The following is a 23,919-nucleotide window of genomic DNA, read 5'->3' as shown; positions in this document are numbered from 1 at the left end:
CGATAAAGTATTAGGCTTATGAAATATCCTATAGGAATACAGAGTTTTGAACAGATTATCGAAGACGGTTATGTTTATGTGGATAAGACTGATTTGATTTTTAATCTGGTACATGAAGGAAAAATATATTTTCTGAGTCGCCCAAGGAGATTCGGCAAAAGTCTTCTTGTATCTACTCTTAAGAATTACTACCTGGGAAGAAAAGAGCTTTTCAATGGGCTTAAGATTGCTTCGTTGGAAAAGGACTGGAATGTTTATCCTGTATTCCATGTGGACTTCAACAGTACAAATTTTACTGAGAAAGAAACTTTAGAACAGAAGCTTAATTTTTATGTTACCGAGTGGGAGCTTAAGTATGGATTACCTGACAGAAGTGGTTTGCTTGGAATAGGTGACCGTTTTGTAGAAGTACTTCGTGCCGCTCATGAGCAAACAGGATTACGTTCCGTTGTCCTCATAGACGAGTATGACAAACCGATTCTTGATGTCCTTGACGTTGATGCATTCCTTGAAGACCGTCATCGGAATATACTAAAAGCTTTCTATTCTGTATTCAAAGGTGCAGATTCGCATCTTCAGTTTGTGCTTCTTACAGGTGTTACCAAATTCTCTCAGGTAAGTGTATTCAGTGGATTCAACCAGCCTAAGGATATCAGTATGGATGCCAGATACGAAACATTGTGTGGCATTACACAAAAAGAACTTGAAACATATTTTCAGGAGCCAGTTGAAGAGATGGCAGAAATATATAACTGTGATTATAATTTTATGCTTGCAGAAATGAAAAGGCAATATGACGGCTATCATTTCAGCAAGAAGATGACAGACATCTATAATCCTTTCAGCCTGTTGAATGCTCTTGATAGTAAAAGCATAGAAGACTACTGGTTCAAGACAGGAACGCCTACGTATCTAATCAGATTAATGAACCATTTTAATGAAAATATAAATGAATTAACTGGAAAGTATTATCGTCAGGAAGAATTTATTGATTATAAGGCTGATGTGGAAATGCCTTTGCCAATGATTTACCAGAGTGGATACCTTACGATAAAAGGATATGAAGAGTTTGGGAACCGCTTCCTTTTAGACTTCCCGAACAATGAAGTTAAAAATGGTTTTATTACTATGATTGCAACTTCTTATCTTCAACCAGGTGAAAGAATTACAGGATGGGTTTTTGACGTTCTTGATGCTATGCGCGCCGGGGATATAGAGAAGTTGGAACCATTGTTCACTTCGTTTCTTTCGAGCATTCCTTATTCCATGAGAAGAAAAGATAATGAAAGGGAAAAGGAGAGATATTTTCACTATACCTTTTATCTTATTATGAAACTGATAAGTGTTTATACAGTTTATACTGAAAAACAACAGAGCCAAGGGCGAGTAGATTGTATAGTAGAAACTCCGAAGTACATATATATATTTGAATTTAAACTTGACGGTACGGCAGTTGAGGCCATTGAGCAGATTGAAAATAAAGGTTATGCTCGTGAATATATTTTGGATGGACGTAAAATTTTCAAAATAGGAGCAAGTTTTTCTTCAGAGACAGGTACAATTTCTGACTGGAAGTTTGAGTAATGCATAGTAAAGTTTCGCGTTCCTTTTATCAATTCACTTATCCTCCACGGCTCCTAATTTATTGTCAAAACCGGTTTGTAACAATAGAAGTTTCTTTTTGACATTGGTATTTTTACGGTTTTGTGTTTTCACGAAAAAAGTGTATCTTTACGCAGTCTCAAATATAAAGAAAGGAGTTACTTATGGTACTGATAGCAAATCCTATATATGATTCGGTGTTCAAATATATGATGGAGGATGACAGGGTGGCAAAGATTATGCTTTCCGCTTTGCTTCAGAAGGAAATCATACATCTTGAAATGCGTCCTCATGAATATACGGGTGTGACACAAAGGAAAATCTCGATGATGAGAATTGACTTTGCCGCCACAATAAAGAATGAAGACGGCACGCAGCAGCTTATTCTGATAGAATTGCAAAAGACGTGGCTGGTGACTGAGACATTGCGTTTCAGGCAGTATTTGGGAAGCCAGTACATTGATAAAAAGAATGTACCGGACAAGGATGTAAACCCTAAAGGTTATGGTCTTCCTATAGTGTCGATTTATATTCTGGGGCATAAGTTGGGAGATCTGCAGGAGCCTGTGGTGTATGTACGCAGAAAGTATCTGGACTATAATTCAAACCCGATAGAGAACGGTGTTCCTGACCCGTTTATAGAGAGCCTTACACACGACAGTATAATAATTCAAATACCGTATTTGAAGGGGAAGGTTAGGAACAGGCTTGAAAGATTACTTCAGGTTTTCGACCAAACTTATCGTCTTAAGGATAATGAACATATCATGGAAATAGATGAAAGAGGACTGGAAATAGAGGAACAGCTTGTGGTTGACAGGCTGATAAAGGCAGCTGTCGAACCGGATGTAAGAAGGGATATGGATGTAGAGGATGAAATTCTTTCGGAAATAGAATCACGTGATACTACGATAATGATGAAGAATAAGGAGCTGGAGCTTAAGAACAAGGAACTTGAGAGCAAAAGCCAGGAACTTGAAAGCAAGAGCCAAGAACTTGAAAGCAAGAGCCAAGAACTTGAAAGCAAGAGCCAAGAACTTGAAAGCAAGAGCCAAGAACTTGAGAGCAAGAGCCAAGAACTTGAGAGCAAGAGCCAAGAACTTGAGAGCAAGAGCCAAGAACTAATTTCTAAAAATAAAATGCTAGGAAATATGATAAGCCTCTTAAGGAAACAAGGGCTATCCGATGAAGATATTGCTAAAGAACTGAATATCGGAATTAATAAACTCTCGGAATATGTATAAAAAAGTGAAATAGATATTGTATCTCACATTGTATTTACGCTTAGCAAACATTGTATGCATACTGCTTGAATGTAGTTTTGAAAATCATACATGTTCACTAAGCGTTATTTTTACTCACCTATAGAAGAGATACAGCCCCCTATACGACATTTGTAAATATTGTATTTATTGATTACTTTTGCATAATAGACAGTAGAATAAATACCAATATACCTAACCCAATAAGATGAAACACAGCAGAATCAAACATATCGCAGGCAATGTCTGTATAACCCTTTCGTTTTTTCTGTTATTATTTATTTCATCATGTTCTAAATCCGAACATGATTTCATTATCGGTGTATCGCAATGTAGCGATGATGAATGGAGAAACAGAATGAACGATGAGTTAAAGCGTGAAGCACTCTTCTACCCTAATCTGAAAATTGAAATAAAGACTGTAAAAGACAATAGCAAAGAACAGATAGAAGATATAGAAGAATTCATTTCAGAAGGAGTTGATCTGCTTATTGTATCACCCAACGAAGCAAAAGCCATTACCCCTGTAGTGGAAAAGGCTTACAAAGGTGGTATTCCTGTAGTATTGGTGGATAGGAAAATAGCTTCCGACAAATATACGGCATTTGTGGGAGGTGATAATTATCTGATGGGAGAACAGGTAGGAACATACATAGCTAACAGACTTAACGGAAAAGGCAGAATAGTTGAACTGACCGGACTAAAAGGCTCCACTCCAGCCCTGGAAAGGCACAAAGGGATGAACGATGTTCTGAAGAATTTTCCTTCTATCGAGATAATTGCTACGGCTGACGCCGCATGGCTGAAAACAAATGCAGAAAACAAGTTTGATTCAATTCTTTCAATATACAAAGATATCGATCTGGTATTTGCACAAAATGACCCGATGGCTGCCGGTGCCTACGAAGCAGCCAGAAAGAAAGGACGTGAAAAAGAAATGTTGTTTGTTGGAGTGGACGCTCTGGCTGGCGAAAAACTTGGGGTTGAGCTGGTGACAGACAAAATTCTTGACGCTACATTTATATATCCTACAGGTGGGGACAAAGCTATTCAGGTGGCTATGAACATTTTGGAGAAAAAACAATTTGAAAGGGAAAATCTGTTGTCGTCAGCACTTGTAAACGCCGGAAACGCCAGGATTATGCAGATGCAGACGGCGCATATAAAGACTTTGGACGGCAAGATTAAAATACTAAATGAAAAACTTGATACTTACCTTATAAGATATTCATCACAAAAGATGTTTCTGTATGCATGTATAGTAATAGCCATTCTGCTTACAGTATTGCTATTCTTTGTAGTCAGGGCATATTGGACCAAAATAAGGCTTAATGCCGAACTGGCCGGGCAGAAACAGCAATTGGAGGAACAAAGGGATAAGCTTATTGACCTTTCAAAAAAGCTGGAAGAGGCTACCAAAGCCAAGCTGTCTTTCTTTACGAATGTGTCGCACGATTTCCGCACGCCTCTCACACTGATAGCCGATCCCGTGAAGCGACTTATGGAAAGCAAGAATATAAAAGAAGATGAAAAATTCCTGCTCAACATCATAAACAAGAACGTTACCGTTCTTCTCAGACTTATAAACCAAATAATGGACTTCCGCAAATTTGAAAACGGAAAACTGGAAATGCATCTTTCAGAATTCAACATAGTGGATTATATGAAAGAATGGGCTGAGGCATTTCGCACATTAAGCTACAGAAAACACATCACGTTCAGATTCAAAGCTGAAGAAGGCGATTATAACATTATAGCTGACGCGGAGATGATGGAAAGAATAACTTATAACCTGTTGTCGAATGCTTTCAAATTTACACCGGAAAATGGCTATATAAGCATCTGCTTACGCAGGGGAACTGATGATAAGATTACAATGAGATTTACTGACACAGGCGCAGGTATGCCTGCAGAACACGTAAAACACATTTTCGAGAGTTTCTACCAGATAGACGTACATCATGCCGGTTCTGGAATAGGTCTTGCACTTGTTAAAGCATTTGTCGAAATGCATCATGGCGAGATTAATGTGGAAAGCACTGAAGGTAGTGGTACTGTATTCACTATCTGTATTCCTGTAAAACAGGATGGAACCGTAACGGGAAGTGTTGATCGTAAAGCTCTGCTTAACAACCTTAAAGAAGGTGCCGTAGTCATGGCAGATCAGGAAAGTCTTAAGGCAGAAAATAATAATGCAGGCAAGAAAGATGTATCGAAAGGAATAGTGCTTGTTATTGACGACAATCAGGATGTCAGGGACTACGTGAAATCGTTACTGGAGGGTGAATATTCTGTAATGGAAGCTGGTAATGGCGAAGAAGGATTGAAACTTGCTATTGCCGGAGTGCCAGACATAATAATCTGCGATGTGATGATGCCGGTAATGGACGGTATGGAATGTTGTCGCCGTCTGAAGGCTGAGCCACGCACATCACACATTCCTGTAATGATGCTCACGGCATACTCAATGGACGAACAGAAGATAAAAGGATATGAATGTGGTGCGGACTCATACATCTCCAAGCCATTCAGTTCTGAACTTCTGATGGCCAGACTACATAATCTTATAGATAACCGCAAAAGGCTTAAGGATTTCTTCGGAGACAAGACATTGACCAATGCTACTCCTCTGGCAGATGCAGACAAAGGTTTTGTGGAAAAGCTGCGCCACTTGATTGAAGAAAATATCGGTAATACTGATTTCAGTGTAGAGGAAATGGGAGAACAGATAGGATTCAGCCGCGTTCAGCTGTACAGAAAGGCTAAAGCATTGACAGGATATACACCTAACGAGTTGTTAAGGATAGCAAGGCTTAACAAGGCAAATGCTATAATAAAGACTTCAAGCGAAAAAAGTATATCGGAAATAGCATACGAAGTGGGATTTTCATCGCCATCATACTTCACAAAATGCTATAAAGAGTTCTTTGGGGAGAATCCTACGGATGTATTAAAGAAAAAATAATAATATTTTTTATTGACGAGCTGACTAATCAGTTCGTCAATTAAATTCTATTTCATACCATAATGACCTTTTGCGGAAACTACCACAACAGTAACAATTTCTTCTTCAATGGTATAAATCAAACGATTGTATTTATCAATTCTTCTGCTCCAAAAACCGGAAAGATTTCCTTTCAAGGCCTCAATCTGACCTGTGCCTGATGTAGGATGTTCTTGCAGCTCAACAAGAAGTTTTCGGATTTTAGTTATAGCTGAAGTATTTCCACTTTTCTTTAATAAGGCTATATCATCTGCAGCCCTATCACTGATTTCAACGATATACATTATCAAAGGTTATTTATGAAATTATTTATATCATCAACAGATTTCAGTACCACCTTTGATTTTGTTTTTCCCCTCTTATACTCATTTACTCTTTCAACCGTTTCATTCAGATTTTCAGGATAGGAGAAAAATTCATCATCACTCGGGCTGGGATTCTGTACCTCTAATTGTAATGTATCGGCTTTTGCTACAAGAATATTCTCAATATATGCCTTTAGGCTTTTTCCTTGTGATGCAGCCATTATGGAAAGTTTCTGTAATGTTTCTACAGGTAAGTCTATATTCTTTCTTTTCTTTTGTAAAGCAACTGTTACCATAATCATATATTTTCTGCAAATATATATAATATACATGATATACATCATATACATTATATTATTTAATCCTAAATATATAAAAAAAGCAAGTTGACGAGACCAGAACCTCGTCAACTTGCCAACTTATATATTTGTTACATATTAGTCCAGATACACATCCGGCAACACTGGCATTGCACCATTCTGTGTACATACGTATGCAGAGACTTTTACTGCAAGCTCGTGAGCCTCACGTACTGACTTTCCTTTAAGAATGGAAGCTACGAATGTAGCGGTAAAAGAATCACCTGCTCCAACAGTATCGGCAACGACAACCTTTGGAGTCTCCACGAAAGAAATACTGCCTGGAGTAAATACATAACTGCCGTTCACCCCACAAGTCAATATAAGCATCTTCAAGTTATACTTGGCCAGGAGAATCCAGCATTTGTCCTGAAGGTCGATACCAGGATAACCGAACATACGGCTAACAGTCACCAGTTCCTCATCATTTATCTTCAGTATATTGCACTTACGGAATGAATTGCAAAGTATTTCCTTTGTATAAAAACCCTGACGAAGATTGATATCAAATATCTTCAATATATCATCACCATCAGGCATAGCGTCTATAAAACGGTTGATTGTCTCACGAGACACGACACTGCGCTGTGCCAAAGAGCCGAAACATACGGCACGGGTATGACGGGCCAAATCTTCAAGGGCAGGAGTAAACGGGATATTGTCCCATGCAACACCTTCCTTTATGTCATAACAAGGAACACCTTCGGCATCAAGTTCTACCTGTACGGTTCCTGTAGGATAAGGAACTGTCCCTACTATTCCGTAAAGCTTCTTTTCACGGAAGCTTTCAAGTATTTCTGCACCAAGTTTGTCATCACCTACGGCACTTACTACTCGGCTGTTAAGGCCGAATTGTGAAATATGGTATGCAAAATTTGCAGGGGCACCACCCAATTTCTTTCCTTCCGGAAGCACATCCCATAGCGCTTCACCCATTCCTACTACTATATCGTTCATGATATTCAATTAAGTCAATTAAGAATTAAAAATTAAGAACCGACGGTCAACGTAGTTAATCAAGAACCGACGGGCGACAAAGCTAATTAATGAGCACTACTCATTTTTTCAATTTCATGGTGTAGAATAGCAAGTAGATAACTCCTACTGCCATTACTGCTACTGCTCCGTCCTGACCGGCTGCATCGGAAGCAAATCCCATAAGCAATGGGAATACTGTTCCACCGAAAAGGCCCATTATCATCAAACCTGATATCTCGTTTTTCTTTTCTGGCATTGAAAGAAGAGCCTGAGAGAATATTATCGAGAATACATTTGAATTACCGAAACCTATCAATGCGATGGATGTGTATATCACTGAATCTGCATCTGAAGTCAACAGTCCTACCATTGCAGCAAGCATACAGAGTACACTTATAAGGAAAAACGAACGGGCTGAAACTTTCTGAAGAATAATAGAACCGGAGAAACAGCCGATGGTCCTGAAGATGAAATAAAGGCTGGTCGCAAAAGAAGCCTCATCAAGGCTCATGCCAAGACGTTCCATCAATATCTTTGGAGCTGTGGTATTGGTTCCGACATCTATACCTACATGACACATTATACCGACAAAACAAAGCAGGATGAAAGGAGAACCTAGAAGTTTAAAACAATCGGCAAAACCGGATGCCTTGTCGGGACGTTCTTCTTCTATAGGAGTAGCACCTAGCCAAAGTACGGCTATAACAGCTATTATCATGTATATTGGGAAGAGAATTCTCCAGCCAAGACCAAATGTAGGCATGGCCTGAGTAGCTCCCCACATGGCGATGTATGGTGCCAGGAATGAAGCTATTGCCTTGACAAACTGTCCGAAAGTCAAAGAACTGGCCAACTTGTCACCGCTTATGATATTACTTAACAGCGGATTCAATGATGTCTGCATAAGGGCATTTCCTATGCCTAACAAAGAGAATGAACAGAGCATTAGCATATAGCTGTCACCGAATATAGGCAGGAGCAATGAAGCGAATGTCACTACAAGACTCAACAGTACTGTTTTCTTGCGGCCTATACGGTTCATCAAAATTCCCGTTGGCACTGAAAATATCAGAAACCAGAAGAATACCAAGGAAGGGAAGATATTGGCTTGAGAATCACTCAAGCCAAGGTCTGCCTTCACATAATTGGATGCTATTCCCACCAGGTCAACAAAGCCCATGGCGAAAAAGCAGAGCATCACAGGGATTAGTCGGGAAAGGTTATTTTGTGAAGTGGTATTCATAACTATTATAATCCTAATTTATGAATACTCAAGTTCTTAACCTCTGCCTTACCACCCTCTGTATAGAAACGAAGAGAATTATATACTTCTGTCGGGAATACAAGATTTGTCATTGCTATACGTCCTCCGTCAACGAAAAGTTCTACAGAACATTTGTCAACGAAAACGTTAAGATGATATGACTTACCTTCACACAATGAAAGTGGTGCCCATGTTCCCAAAGCGAAATCATTGATATAGTTTATAGATTCTGTCTTGCGGCGGTCATGATTTTCCTTGAAGTGTGGTTCGGCTTTCTCACCAAAAGCGATCAAACCGCTTTCAGTACGATCCATCACAGCACGACTGGATTTCAGATCAAGATAGATTTTTGTCTTCTCACCTTTGGCATTCATTATGTCGAAACCTACTGTCTGAGCCTTACCCGGAACGATATCCATTTCCAATTCAACACCGCTGTTCAATCCGTCAGTTATACTGTCTATTACAGTTTCACCTTCTACAGAAAGACTTTCTATATTGCGTGTTGACTTGCGAAGAGCTTCAGTTTCTTTCACTACATTTGCAGCCATATATATTTCGCCGTTCTTGGTATAAAGAGAAAGTTCTCTTGGCAATGCATTAGCTCCACGATATTGGCGTATAGGAGTTACGTTGGCGTACTGCCAGTTGCTCATCCATGGAACTGCAATTATACGGTCGCCTGTATTTGAGAAACAAACTGTAGCATAATGGTCTTTTCCGAAATCAAGCCATTTAGTTACGCTCTTGTCTGTATCGCATTTGAATTCTTTTCCGTCGAAATCACCGATGAAATATTCAGTAGCGCTACCACCGAAAGGACATCCCGGATTGATGTTTACTATCATAACCCATTTCATGTTGTCCTTGTTGCCGTCAACAGGAAGCTGGATAAAGTCTGGACATTCAAACTGGTTAGGCTGTACACCGTAACCTTCGCCAAACTGGCTGAGGTATTCCCACTGCTTAAGATCTGTAGAAGAATAGAAACGCATGTTCTTGTCTGCAGAAACTATCATATACCATTTCTGTGCCGGTTCGTACCAGAACACTTTAGGATCACGGAAATCCTTCAGTCCGTCAAACGGTGTAAGGATAGGATTATTCTCGTATTTTGTATATGTACGTCCGTTGTCGTTGCTATATGCCATGCACTGTATCTGTCCGTGTTCGTCACTGGCAGATGTATAGAATGCTATCATGGCATCTTTGCCGTAGCCTGCGCTGTTATTCTTGTCTATAACTGTACTTCCTGAGAAGATATGTCCCAATGTATCGCGTGCGATAGCCGGGTCTAGATGTTGCCAGTGTACGAGATCTTTACTTACAGAGTGTCCCCAGTGCATATTTCCCCACTTTGAACCGTAAGGGTTGTACTGGAAATAAAGATGATATTCGCCATCCTTGTAAACAAGTCCGTTAGCATCGTTCATCCATCCATAAAGCGGAGTGTGATGATATTCAGGACGGTAATAATCAGTATTCGATATATCGAATGTATCAGCAAGAGAGATATTATCCCAGCATACCGCATTGGCAGCTACACATCCGATAGTAACAACTGCTTCCTTTACTCCCTGTGGTAATGCGAAAGGTACGTAATATTCTACGCTGTCAACAGCCAGACGAACGTCCATTGCCATATCTGCAGGACTACCTGTATCAAGTTTCACTTTACCCTCATTACAAGATTCCTGAATAGGAAGGATAAGATATTTTGAAGGATTTGTAATATGTACTATTGTTAGAGTATCACCCTGATGTTCAAAGGTAAGACCACTCTTCTGTGGCTGACATGCAGTAAAGGAAACAGCTGCCATAGCCACTGCCAGATGATTGATAATCTTTTTCATGGTTGAATATTTTTTGTTAGTTTATTTTTTCTTTTCTCAGAATTTCAAGCTTGCAGTAAATTCTACAGTGAACGGACGGATATAGCTACCTGCCATTACATGTCCTGCATACTGTCCTGCATCTTCTTTTTCGATAAGTTCAGCACCTGCTATACTACCTTTTGCTCCTGTCTGGTTAAGGAAGTTGACGACAGTACATCCAAGAGCCAATTTTTTGTTAACCTGCCAGTTCAAACCACCGAATGTTTCCCAACGACCGTTGAAATAATATGCATCATTGATATTTGCATATGTCTTGCTGAAATAACGGAAGCTTGTCCAGATTTTCAAGTCTTTTGTAATCATATAACTTGGGTCAATTTCAACAATCACCTGTGGAATTTCAGCAACGATATTTCCTGTTGCATTGATACTTCCTACATAATTATCTGAGAATGTAACTGAAGTTTCATACTTCTTGTAAGTCGGCTTCTGATATGTGAACAGGAAGTGAAGATCAAATCCCTTGAACGGACGTGCTACAACGTCAGTTGTCCATCCCAAAGTCTTGATATCGTATGTCAGAGGAGCAGCCATGATTTCAGTCTGTCCTGCATCTGTTTTGTGCTGAAGATTCAAAGTTGAGTTATTGTTTGTCTTTGAAATATATGAGAAGAGTGATGTCAAACTCAACCATTCATTGTTGTAATATATTCCGGCACGTCCCAGAGGTACAGAAATTTTGTCAACGTTAGGCAATGTAGCCGGAGCGAAATTCTCAATCTTCGGATGCTGTGTGATGTAAGTGAAGTCACCTGTGAAACCGAACTGTTTTGTCAACTTATATGTTGCAGCTGCAGTAAGAGCATAGTTCAACCAGTCATAGCTCATAGGAGTTGCAGCAATTTTTGTAACACCGTCAGGAGCTGTTGCACCAAGATTATAATTTGCGAAGCGTCCTACATAATTACCATTTGCATCTTTTACAGCTGCATTCTCACCACGCAATGCCTGATATTCAAGACGTGCACCGTAGTAAACATTCAGGAAATCTGTGATATCCCAGTCATGAGTAAAGTAAAGTGCAAGTTTGTTTTCATATCCGTTGTAATACTCCGAAGCATTCTTGTTCAGGTCGTAATAATAACCATTGCCTGCGTATGTGCGGCTAGCATATGAAGCATAATCTGTATTGTACAGTCTTACAGGATAGCTGCCGTCTGAAGGGACAGACTGATCGTACATTGTTGTACTTGAGCTATAATCTACATCGTAATACCATTCGTTAAGACCTAATCTCCATGTACCATTGTTCAACTTTTTGGAAAGCTCTGTAGTAAACATGAATGAATCGATAAATCCACGGTTCAGACATGACATTCGGCTCTGTACATATTCGCCTGTATAAGGCTGCATGCTTCCGTCGGCTGCTTCGTACTGATAATTGATACCTGCTTCGTTTTTGTCAAGTGACATCGGTGACTGATATACCAGCGAACCGGTAGAATGGTCATACTTCATCACTGTCTTCCAGTTCAAGCCGTTATCCCATGAATAGTCGTTCATCAATGTCACTACATGACCGATATTTTCTGTAGCATCGTATAAGTTAGTCTTTTTCACTTCTCCTGTACGCATGTCACGATACACCATTTCATTATCCATAGGAAGATATGATGTAGTACCGAGAGTAAAATCGCCGAATTCACGTACACTACCGTCGCCTACATATACGAATGGAGCAGACTGAGTGGCAAATGTATATACCGGATGGCTCTTTGAGAAATTATAAAGTGCAGTGAAAGCACCTCTGTTATTATTATATTTCTTTGTGATTGCAAATTTATATATCTGTGTACGGTCCTGGAACGGAGTTGCCTTAATATCGAATGTTCCCGGATCGAAGTCCTGATACATGCTGGCGCTGTATAACCAACCTTTACCAAGTCCGCCGTTAAGGTTAAGCGAAACTTCCTGCATTCCGAAGTGATTGGTCTTATAATTTAAAGTACCGTTGAATTTATCCTGACCAAGCTGAGTAAAAGAGTTTACGGCATAACCGATGTTACCTGTAGTCACAGCTGTTTCTGAGATTTTAAGCAATCCCACATGGCTAAGACTGGCATCAGCACGCCAAAGAGAGTTCACACTGTGAGGGTTTGTAGCATAAGTAACGGGAATACCGTTTTCAAGAACGTTCACATCAGCCGAAGGAAGACCAATCTGGATTTCACGAGGACCGTTAGCACTTGCGGCATTAAGCATAACGTTTCTGTTAGCTTCTTCCTTTTTGCTGTCACTGTTTTCATTTTTCTCCTGTGCATAAGAAGTTGCACATGCAATGGCAAGTAATAGTACTGCCGAATTCATTCTCATCAATAGTTGTTTCTGTTCTGCCTTCATAGCATTCACATTGTTCTAGTAGTTTATGTTTTTTGCAAATGTATGAAGAAGTAAAACAAAGATTTATAACAAATGTTTCATACAAAATAAAAAATGTTTCATGCAACATTTGTATATGTACATGAAACATTTTTAGGAAGATACTAATCTTTCTAATTTTAAGACATAAAACCCTATTAAACAATAAAATGCTCTTAACTTCTTAGTCCAGATATACATCTGGCAGTACAGGCATTGCACCATTCTGTGTACATACGTATGCTGACACTTTTACAGCAAGCTCATGAGCCTCACGTACTGACTTTCCTTTAAGAATGGAAGCTACAAATGTAGCGGTAAACGAGTCCCCGGCACCTACTGTGTCGGCTACGACTACTTTCGGTGTCTCTACAAATGAAACACTGCCCGGAGTAAATACATAACTGCCGTTCACTCCGCAAGTCAGTATCAGCATCTTCAAGTTATATTTTGCAAGGAGGATCCAGCATTTGTCCTGAAGGTCAATACCGGGATATCCGAACATACGGCTCACTGTAACGAGCTCTTCATCATTTATCTTAAGTATATTACACTTACTGAATGAATGGCAAAGGATTTCCTTGGTATAAAAGCCCTGACGAAGATTGATATCGAATATCTTCAATATTTCATCTCCTTCGGGCATAGCGTCAAGGAAACGGTTGATAGTCTCACGAGACACGACGCTACGCTGCGCCAAAGAACCGAAACATACCGCACGCGTATGACGGGCAAGATCTTCAAGTCCCGGAGTAAACGGTATATTATCCCATGCAACGCCTTCCTTTATGTCATAACAGGGAACACCTTCGGCATCGAGTTCCACCTGAACGGTTCCTGTAGGATAAGGTACTGTCTCTACTATTCCGAAAAGTTTCTTTTCACGGAAGTTTTCAAGTATTTCGGTGCCAAGTTTGTCATCGCCTACGGCACTTACTACACGGCTGTTAAGACCGAACTGTGATATATGGTATGCAAAGTTTGCAGGGGCACCACCCAATTTCTTTCCTTCAGGAAGCACATCCCATAGTGCTTCACCCATTCCTACTACTAAATCATTCATAATGTGTTATTTTTTAAGTTTCATGGTATAAATCAATAAATAAATCACTCCTACTGCCATTACAGCTACCGCTCCGTCCTGACCGGCTGCATCAGAGGCAAATCCCATAAACAAAGGGAATACTGTTCCACCGAAAAGACCCATTATCATCAGACCTGATATCTCGTTCTTCTTTTCAGGCATTGATAGCAAAGCCTGGGAGAAGATTATTGAGAAGACATTTGAATTGCCGAAACCTATCAATGCTATGGAAGTATATATCACTGAATCGGCATCAGAAGTCAGCAGTCCAACCATGGCAGCAAGCATACAGAGGACACTTATCAGGAAAAAAGAACGTGCAGAAACCTTCTGAAGGATTATTGAACCCGAAAAACAACCGATGGTACGGAAGATGAAATAAAGGCTGGTGGCAAAAGATGCCTCATCAAGACTCATACCCAGGCGTTCCATCAATATCTTAGGAGCAGTGGTATTAGTTCCTACATCGATTCCGACATGACACATTATGCCGACAAAACAAAGCAGAATAAAAGGTGAACCAAGAAGTTTAAGACAATCGGCAAAACCGGATGCCTTGTCAGGACGTTCTTCTTCTATTGGTGTAGCAGAAAGCCAGAGAACAGCTATTACGGCTATTATCATATAGATGGGGAAAAGCACACGCCATCCCAAGCCGAAACTTGGCATTGCCTGAGTGGCTCCCCACATGGCTATGTAAGGGGCCAGGAATGAAGCTATGGCTTTTACGAACTGTCCGAATGTCAAGGAACTGGCAAGTTTATCTCCACTTATAATGTTGCTTAACAGCGGATTCAATGATGTCTGCATAAGGGCATTTCCTATACCCAACAAGGAGAATGAACAGAGCATCAGCATGTAACTGTCGCCGAATATTGGCAGAAGTAATGAAGCAAATGTTACAACAAGGCTTAACAGTACTGTTTTCTTACGGCCTATACGGTTCATCAGAATTCCGGTCGGCACCGAGAATATAAGAAACCAGAAGAATACCAAGGAAGGGAAGATGTTGGCCTGAGAATCACTCAAGCCAAGATCTGCCTTCACATAATTGGATGCTATTCCCACCAGGTCGACAAAACCCATGGCGAAGAAACAAAGCATCACGGGAATTAATTTATTTAGTTTTACTGTAGCCATATTACTTTATCTGATATATATTTATATTTTTAACCTTATACCTATTGCCGTCACTTTCAAATGTAATCATATCGTATGGTGCTGACGGGAACACACAGTTTGTCATAACGAATTCTCCATTATTGACAAAAGCCTCTACACTGGACTTGTCGACAAACAGACGAAGCTTCAATTCCTTGGATTTGCTTACAGGCATTTCTGTCACTGCAGGGAAATCTTTACTGAAAGATACTTCACCACTCTTCGAACGGTCCATTGCTAAAGTTTTTTTCACCGTATCATATGTTATCAGGACTTTCTCTCCTTTTCCGTTTGAAAGAGTGAATGATACTTCTTTTGATTTGCCCGGATTGATTGAGAGTTCTACTTCGTAAGCTCCGTTACCACTCTGTGGTGACAGTGATATTGTTTCAGCTTTGGCTACATTTACTGCCTTTATCTGTCTGCCATCTTTTCTTGCTTCAACCATTTCCTTACAAGGCTCCGATTTCAGGAATATGCTTCCATTCTGTTTGAAAAGAGACAAATCGCGGGCTATGGTATTTGCGCTGCGGTACTGGAGTGTCGGAACATTATTTGCATACTGCCAGTTACTCATCCAACCAATGGCTATACATCTTCCGTCAGGAGCATTGTTCCATGTCACTGTAGCATAATGGTCCTTACCGTAATCCATCCATTTGGTTTCTTCAGGATAATTGTTTGTAAAAGTGCTGCCGTCAAAATCGCCTACAAAATACTGTGTAGCCGAGCCGCCGAAAGGACCTCCGGGATTGATATTGCATATAAGCACCCATTTCTTTTCCTTAGTACCTTCTACCGGGAGTTCCACCAGATCCGGACATTCCCATACTCCTCCATGACATCCATAACCTTCACCAAACTCACTTTCCTTAGTCCAGTCCTTCAGATTCTTTGACGAATAAATTTCCATGTGCTGACCTACAGCAAGCATCATAACCCAATGTTCTTTTGGTGCATACCAGAACACTTTCGGATCGCGGAAATCTTTTTCTGAAGATGTCAAAATAGGATTATTCTCATATTTAATAAATGTCTTACCATTGTCAAGACTATAAGCCATACTCTGTGTCTGGCAGTCACCCCATGGAGTTTGTTTTGCTGAAGTATAGAATGCCACCACAGCGCCTTCGCCGAAGCCAGATGTATTGTTATGGTCAACCACACACGAGCCGCTGAAAATTGTTCCTATGGCATCGGGAGCAATTGCAACACCTTCATTTTTCCAGTTCACCAGGTCAGTAGAAGTAGAATGTCCCCAATGCATGTTTCCCCACATTGATCCGTAAGGGTTGTACTGGAAATACAGATGATAGACTCCATCCTTGTAGAACATTCCGTTAGGGTCATTCATCCATCCGTATGCTGGGGTATGATGATATGAAGGGCGGAATTTCTCTACACTAATCGACATATCGTCTGACTCTTTTATATCATTCCAACAAACAGAGTTCGAAGGAACACCCCTGACTATCATAATAAGACTGTCCTTGTCGAATTGTGACAAGTCAACCGGTACATAATAATCAGTCTTGCCACGAGATAGACGCACCTTCTGAACGTATTCTGTCAGGCTGCTGTTCTGATATACAAAATCTATCTCTCCTTCCGGTGCAGAGTCTTCCACCGGAATCAGCAGAAACTTTTTCTCCGGACTGATGTAAACGAAATTATTTTCGTTACCAAGATTTTTAACCCTGATTGCTGAATTCGCGTCCTGTATCCCCAAAGAGAATGCAAGCGACACGCAAAGGGCTGTGATTTTCATGCTATTCATATTTATTCTAATAATAGTTAATTCACAAATTTACTGTTTATTCCATACACTTTTTATATTCCAGGCCTTAAGACTGACTTTAGCAGTATTTCCATTCTCGGAGTATAATTCTACTCCTGTCTGATTATCACCGGGGAAAGTCAGTAAAGAGAAAACCAATTTTCCGTCACCGGCAAAAATCTCTACACTAGACTTATCTACAAAAATATGCAGTCTGAGTTTGCCGTCGGCAAGCGGAATATGTCCGTTCATCTTACGACTGAATCTCGGGATATCCTCCGAAGTACAGCTGGTTCTGTCGACAGTCAATAATGAAACCCTTGAGTCATATCTTACAGGAAGGCTGCGACCGTCGCCTGTACAAAGATTCAGACCTATCACATCGGGCTCAGTGAGAGTAAATGTCACATCCATCTCGTATACATTCTGTTCAGGAACGAAAGACGGTATTGCCATACTGCCTTTTCGGACTACTCCACTGTATTCTTTTTTATTTGTACGCAGTTTCTTCAGTTTGTCAAACGGTTTCTGAACCATGCGTACTCCATCAGGATATGTCTTTAAAGATATAGTGCGCGGAATAGACCAAAATCCAAAGCCTCTGGAGGCAGGTATTTCGCCCCTGGCATAATCCCAATTATTCATCCACCCCATCCATACAGTTTCATCAAGTGTACCGTCATAATCTTTAAAAGCTCTGGCAGCATAGAAGTCACTTCCTTCGTCCACCCATAAGGCATGCTCCATATTGTTAGTCATCAGCTCGTCAGAGAACATTATATGGTCAACACTGATAAAACCGAAATCCTCGCCGTCATAATCGTCATTTATCCTTATTCTGGCCTTACTTCCAATATAGTCTGAAACATTCCATCCATTCCATTTCAGATATGAAGAATTGCCGCCGGTAGCTGTTCTTACTACAGAATCATTGACAAGCAAATCAATACATGTCTTTCCGGGATGATTTCCGCCGGCAATAAGAAAGTTAATTGCCGTCGATGATATTACAAACTCCGGAGAAAGCAATGTTCCTTTCATTCTATCACCTCCACCGTATGACGAAGCCATACCCGAGCCAAGATGAGCAGAAGTGTTATTTCTGCGGGGCGACATCCAGAATGCCTCACCTTTGTATTTCCAATCTCCATAGTCATTCGCATCGAAATCTGCAAAGACATCACCTTTGAGTCCTTTACCTTCAAGCAGAAATTCTCTGCAATCTTCGTCCAACTCGAAAGATTTACCGTTGAAAGTACCAATAAAATACTGTCCTTTATTAGGACCAACAGATGTCATCAGTACCCATTTCCTATTGCTGGAATCTCCATCCAAAGGCAACTCATAGATATCAGGACATTCCCATATATTCTCGCACGACCCCAACTGTCCGAAATCACTCATCCAATCCCACTGCTTCAAATCTGCTGAAGAATAGAATCTGATTTTTCTCTCTATAGGCAAAGCTATCACCATTACCCATTTCTGCTCCGGCTCATACCAGAAGACCGTAGGATCGCGAAAATCCTCATAATTTATATCAAGCACAGGATTGCCTTCATAATAATGCATCAATCCGTCATCACCTTCTACTGAAAGTCCCTGCGACTGGATTTTATTTTTCTTATTTGCCATGGTATAGACAGCAATCACCTTGTCTTTGCCAAACGACGCTGTATTGTTCTTGTCGACTACACAGGAGCCGGTGTAATACATAAAACTGTTGTCATCGCCTACTACTGCTCTGGAAGCAGTTTCATTATAAGTCGTAAAATCTTCAGTGTAAGCTCTACCCCACCAAAACAAATTAAACTTTCCTTTATTATAAATCAATCCGCACGGGTCACCAATTCCACCTTTCTTGGGAGCAAAATGATAAACAGACCTGTAACTTTCATTATACTGAGAATATGAGACTGAAGAAAAAAGCGAAAAAGCCAATAGTGCAAATATTATTCTCATGTCCTTTAGATTAATAAGTTTTAGACTTTGAAACAAGCTACAACTGCCGTCTGCGGCTGTTTATCTAAAAAAAACCTAAACATAATAAAGATAAACAGCACGGAACGAACAGCAATAATTAATTATAGTCTATTTAATAATACATTACTTTCAAATCACTGACAGAAATATTTCCATCATAACAGTTGATAGACCAACAATTTTTCTGTATGCCATATACTCTGTTAGTATATGCCAGAACATCATTGATATATACTACACACACTGAATTATCCGTAAAGACTGTAACATTATATGTATTGTCGGCAGGTGATTCGAACGTATAGCTGTCTGCACCAGCTATAAATCCCATTCCCAAATTTCCTTCTTCCTCAAAATTCAGTTTTTTCTTACTTTCTCCTTCCGGATTTATAACCATGCTGTAGAATTTGTCTGAATCAGTACCACGGCATAAAGAAAATCCGAACTTGTCTGAGGCATCAGAGACCGAAACCTTAAATGTTATCTTGTTGTGTACATTAAGTCTGTTAAACAATACATAACCGCCAGAGGATAATGAATATGTTTCATTATTAATCTGAACACCTTCTTCTGATTGAGCCATAACTTTAATTTCTGATGTTTTAGCATATTTATCAGATATACCGTCAATAGCACCAAGTGTAATGGTTCCATCCTCATGTTGGATCAGTTTATGAGCAACCAAAGCCCCTGCCCACTGCGGTTCCGCAGGTGCAGCACCTACAGCTGTGTTATTATTACCCTCTCTAGTGGGACACCATCCCCAAATATACCTTTCAGTACCATTAGAAGCTGTTTTCCCTGCATAAAACCCTCTTGAATCAAGAAAGCCTTCATGAGCATCAGGCCAAACAGCATTGTCATTAAGTGTAGAATTCTTTAATTCATCAAGAGTACGTCCTTTGAAATATTGTACTCTTCTTATAGCAGAGTGTTTCTCAGAATATATCATGTACCACCAATCACCCATTTTGAAGATATCCGGACATTCATAGAATCTGTCCCACATCATAGTCATGAAAACTCCGTTATCCTGCCAATTTATCAAATCTTCAGACAAAAACTCAACTAAAGACCCTTTACCGTTTTTCATTGTTGATACTATCATGTGATACTTTCCGTCATCACCTTTAAACACAAAAGGATCACGGAAGTTTTTTACATCATATCCATATTGTCCCCCCTGAAGATAAAAAGTCTTATCTTTGATCCATGTCTTAAAATCAGATGATGTAGCAAGCATTATAACTTCTTGTGCAGATGTATGACCTGTATAAAAAGTATAATACTGCTTATTTCCTTCATTATAAATAGTTGAACCAGTACCTATTGCTGCATCAGCATCTGTTCTTGAGCCGTATGGTATTAATTCACCCATTGATGTATAAGAAGACATATCAGATGTCGAAACAGCCCATATTGGATGATAAGTATATTCAGGATTAGGACGAAAATCCTGAAGATACAGAATTTTGAAGTCTCCCGCAACCGGATCGTAGAAAGGCATCGGGTCACCTACATAACCTACATAAGGCTGATAGTACGTTCCGAAAGTTTTCTCATCGGTTGAAGAGAAGTAATTTGTTGTACCATTCCAGTCCTTTTGTGTAAGGACTGGAGATTCATCGTCACAGCTTGCAAATGACATTGCCATAGAAGCCAATAGTAAAGCATATATCATATTTTTCATAACCTTTTAGATTTGATTATTCACCCTTTAAATAATTGATTGCATTTTCTGTTAATTTAGCCACATTACCGTGATATCTATCGCCCGAAGCATCAACTCCATAAGAATACCAGTCATAACATCCTGAGCCTATACATACGATACCGCCTCTACCATTATTTGGAAGATATTCCCAAGCAACAACAGCACCGTCACCTCCATTTCCAATAGCTTTTGCTCCGTGTAGAATTTCCCAATCAGCTTCTGTAGGATAACCACCCCAATCGGAACCAATGTGCCATTGTGCGGTACTGTTAGTTATTCTATATCCTGCATCACAAGTATACACTTTATCACTTTCTCCAGAATTCATTACAAGATTCTGATAAAGAGCATGTTCCGTATTACCTTGAATGAAGAAACTCCAAGGTCCGGAAGTTATTTCACCACTTTCTTCAACCTGTCCCCAGCAATTATTAGGATTATTTCCATCTAATGTAGCACCTAATTTTACGGCATAATAGGAAGCAAACCTAGTCAGCAACAAACTACCGCCAGCTTCGTAGAAATCCTTTATTTTCTGTATGGCAGTCAGTGAAGAAGCTGCATTCTGATCAAATTTATCCATATTGTCTATTCCGCCGTCAATATGAAGATGCCACCACATAACTTTACATGAACTTAAATCTACAACTCCTTTAGCAATATCATCAAACGAAACATACTGTGAGGAAGGAACATTTAAAAGCATCCAGTTTGCAGCCTCTTTTTCTTCAGAATTTAAAGATTCAACATTCTCTGCCAAACCTACATAAAGGACTTCTGCAGCATCTGATTGTATTACAGAAACCGTATAAGTAGTTCTAGCTGTGTTGTTCTCAACCACAAATTCCACAGGAGAGGAATAGTCCAAATTGCTGTAGTTTTCCGGGGAAACAATTACAGTTCCTTCATTCATCTCAATATTTGCAGTAAGGGAAGAAATATTTTCGGAAGTAGGAATTCTTACTGTTATAACATTTGTTTCATGATTTATAACTCCAATATATCCATTCAGCTTAAATGATAATATTTTTGCCTCATCATGCTTTACATTTATTGTATAATCAAAAAAAGCATCCCCATTAACAACACGTACGCTTTGTGAAAAAGAGAAATTCACTATATCACCAGTCTTTATTGTAGCTTCTGCTCCTTCCGACAATTCCAACTGACTGACAGTCATAGCTTCTGTATCGTATGCATAAGGAACACCTATGGTTATACTGGCGTTCTTATTGTCTATAACCCCTTCATACTGGTCGTCAAGAACAATTTTATTGATAAATGTGTCTCCATCCAATGAAAGACTTTTATTCTCATTATTATCGCACCCAGACACAACAATCATGAACAATGCCAAGGACAATAGATACAGTTTATTTATATATGTTTTCATAATCATTCTCTTTTTAAAATATTTATTACCAACCTCCGCAATTCTGATCATAAATACCGTTGCTGGCACTTATCTGAGCAAAAGGTATAGGAAGATACTCATTCTTGTTTTTAGTAAAATGAGCATTTGAATATATTGTACAAACCTCTGCTTCCGCTGCATAATATGCGTTAAGAACTCTTTCAGCTTCACCCCAACGAACCAGGTCGAAAAATCTATCAGACTCCATGGCCAATTCAACACGACGCTCAAATTTAAGTCTCTCCAAAGCCTCTTCCTGTGTGAATGTACCATAATATGGTTCTACATCATACTTCACTCCGTACTCAGAAGGATAATTAGCTATCATCGCAGTGGAAGCCTTAGCTCTATTTCTTACACGATTAATCAGATCAATAGCTTCCTGAATTCTTCCGTCATTAAGCTGGATTAAAGCCTCGGCTCTCATAAGCAATACATCTGCATATCTCAATACTATGTGGTTCATAGGAGTTCCCCACCAAGAACCTTTTACCAGATATTCACTTTCTGGATCAACATTCTGTTTAAGTGTTACATAGTAACCGTAAAGTCCATTACTTCTGCTCCATGTTGATGATTTATCCATCATAAATTCAGGATTAAACTCATAAGGAAGTCCTGGTATACCTACAGTAAGGAACAGACGAGGGTCCGCATTGTCTACACTCATGTCATAATCATCATCGTTGAAATTATCAAACAGCGGATGACCGTTATTGTCTGTCTTGAAAGCATTTACCAAATTCTGACTTGGTTTGTAAAAATCACAACCTCCATCAGTTACGCCAGGAATATTAGGTACAATAAGACCTGTAGACCAGTTACAGTTACCGTTTGTAGTACCATCATTGATAGAATACTGCATTGCCCACAAAGATTCCTTGCCGTTCTCATACTGAGGTTCTGGACGGAAATTATTATGGAAATCACTTTCCAAGTCATAACCACCTGCATTCATGATTGAAGCCTCAGTATATTCCACGACCTTTTTCAGGTCCTCAGCATTAATGCTTGTAACTTCATTTGTTTCCGGATTATCCTGTCTGTATGCCTTATACAGATAAGTCTTTGCAAGATAAGCAGCTGCTGCACCTCTTGTAGGTCTTCCTTTATCTGCTTGAGTATCAGGAAGATTTTCGTATGCAAACTGGAAATCGTTAGCTATCTGCTGCCAGCCTTCATCATTAGTATAAACAGTATTAGACAGATTATTATATTCCTCAGGAGAAAGATTTTCATCGTTAGCAATTACAATCTTCTTGAAAAGCTGTTTCAAGAGGAAATGTCCGTGTCCGCGCAAGAACCTCATTTCCGCTATTCTCTGCTGTTTGAGAGGATAAGTGTTTTCATCCATCTGATCGAGCAACTGCAATGCGGCATTTGAACGAGAGATACAGTTATAAAGTCTTTGCCACATATCGCTGATGTTCCATGCAGTAGTCATAATACCCTGTGAAACTTCAAGGTTATGGAACACGTCACCATCCTCTGTACCGTTTCCGCCTTTATAAGCGTCGTCTGAACGAACATCATAGTTCCACATTGAGAATGATGAATTTATATCCTCGGCTGAAATCCATATAGCGTATGCAGAAATCACCAGATTGTCTACATATTCTGGGTTATTAAGCTGTTCATTATCTATCGTACCTTGAGGGGTGTGACGGTCAAGGAAATCAGAGCAACCTGATGATAGTAACATTAAACTTATAATGAATATATTTATATATGTTTTCATAAGTGTATGTTTGTAAATTAT

General features: G+C 39.7%; 16 protein-coding genes. 3 read left to right on the top strand and 13 right to left on the bottom strand.

Features of this window, described 5'->3' with window-relative positions:
• Positions 1–18 precede the first annotated feature (18 nt).
• The 3 genes from I6E24_RS04290 (at position 19) to I6E24_RS04280 (ending at position 5,829) form a co-directional block, all read left to right on the top strand.
• Positions 19–1,584 carry an ATP-binding protein gene (locus tag I6E24_RS04290; protein WP_235326527.1) on the top strand — a complete coding sequence of 522 codons (1,566 nt, stop codon included), beginning with the start codon at positions 19–21 and terminating at the stop codon, positions 1,582–1,584.
• A 182-nt stretch (positions 1,585–1,766) separates the two neighbouring features.
• The gene (locus I6E24_RS04285; protein WP_235326525.1) at positions 1,767–2,846 is read left to right on the top strand and encodes a hypothetical protein; all 1,080 of its coding nucleotides are present in this window, start codon (positions 1,767–1,769) and stop codon (positions 2,844–2,846) included.
• Between the two features lie 226 nt (positions 2,847–3,072).
• On the top strand, positions 3,073–5,829 hold the full coding sequence (locus I6E24_RS04280) for a hybrid sensor histidine kinase/response regulator transcription factor (protein ID WP_235326523.1): 2,757 nt from the start codon (positions 3,073–3,075) through the stop codon (positions 5,827–5,829).
• 47 nt (positions 5,830–5,876) lie between these two features.
• On the opposite strand, the gene I6E24_RS04275 is transcribed toward I6E24_RS04280, so the two are convergent.
• From I6E24_RS04275 to I6E24_RS04215, 13 genes are all read right to left on the bottom strand, one after another.
• Positions 5,877–6,152 (bottom strand): Txe/YoeB family addiction module toxin, encoded by a 276-nt coding sequence (locus tag I6E24_RS04275; protein WP_204394670.1) that lies wholly within the window; start codon positions 6,150–6,152, stop codon positions 5,877–5,879.
• A 2-nt stretch (positions 6,153–6,154) separates the two neighbouring features.
• The gene (locus tag I6E24_RS04270; RefSeq protein ID WP_154043368.1) at positions 6,155–6,469 is read right to left on the bottom strand and encodes a hypothetical protein; all 315 of its coding nucleotides are present in this window, start codon (positions 6,467–6,469) and stop codon (positions 6,155–6,157) included.
• Positions 6,470–6,610: 141 nt separating this feature from the next.
• Entirely contained in the window at positions 6,611–7,489 is an 879-nt protein-coding gene (locus I6E24_RS04265) for a carbohydrate kinase family protein (protein ID WP_235326522.1), read from the bottom strand.
• 100 nt (positions 7,490–7,589) lie between these two features.
• Positions 7,590–8,753, bottom strand: a complete 1,164-nt coding sequence (locus I6E24_RS04260; RefSeq protein ID WP_235326520.1) for an MFS transporter — start codon at positions 8,751–8,753, stop codon at positions 7,590–7,592.
• Positions 8,754–8,758: 5 nt separating this feature from the next.
• Positions 8,759–10,627, bottom strand: coding sequence for a GH32 C-terminal domain-containing protein (locus I6E24_RS04255; RefSeq protein WP_235326518.1), 1,869 nt, complete (start codon positions 10,625–10,627; stop codon positions 8,759–8,761).
• A 36-nt stretch (positions 10,628–10,663) separates the two neighbouring features.
• Positions 10,664–13,009 (bottom strand): TonB-dependent receptor, encoded by a 2,346-nt coding sequence (locus I6E24_RS04250; protein ID WP_235326516.1) that lies wholly within the window; start codon positions 13,007–13,009, stop codon positions 10,664–10,666.
• Positions 13,010–13,211: 202 nt separating this feature from the next.
• The gene (locus I6E24_RS04245; RefSeq protein WP_235326514.1) at positions 13,212–14,090 is read right to left on the bottom strand and encodes a carbohydrate kinase family protein; all 879 of its coding nucleotides are present in this window, start codon (positions 14,088–14,090) and stop codon (positions 13,212–13,214) included.
• A 6-nt stretch (positions 14,091–14,096) separates the two neighbouring features.
• Positions 14,097–15,251 carry an MFS transporter gene (locus I6E24_RS04240; RefSeq protein WP_204508633.1) on the bottom strand — a complete coding sequence of 385 codons (1,155 nt, stop codon included), beginning with the start codon at positions 15,249–15,251 and terminating at the stop codon, positions 14,097–14,099.
• A 1-nt stretch (position 15,252) separates the two neighbouring features.
• Entirely contained in the window at positions 15,253–17,040 is a 1,788-nt protein-coding gene (locus I6E24_RS04235) for a GH32 C-terminal domain-containing protein (RefSeq protein ID WP_235326512.1), read from the bottom strand.
• Positions 17,041–17,079: 39 nt separating this feature from the next.
• Complete coding sequence (locus I6E24_RS04230; RefSeq protein ID WP_154043376.1) at positions 17,080–19,011, bottom strand: glycoside hydrolase family 32 protein; 1,932 nt, start codon at positions 19,009–19,011, stop codon at positions 17,080–17,082.
• Between the two features lie 133 nt (positions 19,012–19,144).
• Positions 19,145–20,722: a glycoside hydrolase family 32 protein gene (locus tag I6E24_RS04225; RefSeq protein ID WP_235326510.1), complete on the bottom strand. Its 1,578-nt coding sequence runs from the start codon at positions 20,720–20,722 to the stop codon at positions 19,145–19,147.
• A gap of 16 nt (positions 20,723–20,738) precedes the next feature.
• The gene (locus tag I6E24_RS04220; RefSeq protein ID WP_154043378.1) at positions 20,739–22,139 is read right to left on the bottom strand and encodes a DUF4960 domain-containing protein; all 1,401 of its coding nucleotides are present in this window, start codon (positions 22,137–22,139) and stop codon (positions 20,739–20,741) included.
• Positions 22,140–22,164: 25 nt separating this feature from the next.
• Positions 22,165–23,898, bottom strand: a complete 1,734-nt coding sequence (locus I6E24_RS04215) for a RagB/SusD family nutrient uptake outer membrane protein (RefSeq protein WP_154043379.1) — start codon at positions 23,896–23,898, stop codon at positions 22,165–22,167.
• Positions 23,899–23,919: the final 21 nt, after the last annotated feature.

The organism is Bacteroides caecigallinarum (assembly GCF_021530995.1).
In the GTDB taxonomy this organism is placed as follows: Bacteria; Bacteroidota; Bacteroidia; order Bacteroidales; family Bacteroidaceae; genus Phocaeicola; species Phocaeicola faecigallinarum.
The sequence above is the reverse complement of the archived record's forward strand: the minus strand, read 5'-3'. Positions and strand labels throughout refer to the sequence as shown.